General features: G+C 55.2%; 1 protein-coding gene. It reads left to right on the forward strand.

Annotation, left to right across the window (positions count from 1 at the left end; all coding sequences use genetic code 11):
- Positions 1–393: heparinase II/III domain-containing protein (locus EXE48_RS18170; protein ID WP_199236418.1), on the forward strand; the 393-nt coding region annotated here is incomplete at its 5' end.
- Positions 394–611 lie beyond the last annotated feature (218 nt).

Raw genomic sequence — 611 nt, forward strand, 5'->3', positions numbered from 1 at the left:
TATCAACACACCAGGAAAATTGTAGCGGCAGACGACTGGTGGCTTGTCCGCGATACACTCCGCGGGCCTGACACTGAGACCGAGCCATGCATTTCTCGTCTCCATTTCCACCCGGATATTGCCGTCACAATCGACGAGTCTGGGACAATACGGGCATCTCACCGGTCAGTGGCCGATGATGATCCGCCCTTGCTGAGCGTTCACCCACTGGGTACAAACGACGTTCGCACTACTACAACCGAATACTTCCCCGAATTTGGCGTCGCTCAGGAGCGACAGACCGCGGAGTTACGAGTCGGTCCGAAGTCAGGAACAACAGCTCTGGGTTATCTTCTTGCCCCAAGCGGCAGCGATGGGAATAGATATGACTCCTCTATTGAAAGTGAGGAATAATCGCCTGCGGGCTAAAACCGCTACCCCCTCGGATAAGGACGGTTTGGACATTCCAGCTGATGAGTAATCCGGCGTTTGGGATTGTAGCCGCAACTCATGGATTATATCCGCCCGTGCAAGTGGCTCAATCCGCTATGCCGTTCGATGGACCTCCGACGTTGGCGGGGTATAACTCCGACTCAACTGAACAGACGCTTCAGCCGAGCCCACGAGACCGT

The organism is Halorubrum sp. ASP1, from assembly GCF_005435135.1.
Classification (GTDB): domain Archaea; phylum Halobacteriota; class Halobacteria; order Halobacteriales; family Haloferacaceae; genus Halorubrum; species Halorubrum tropicale.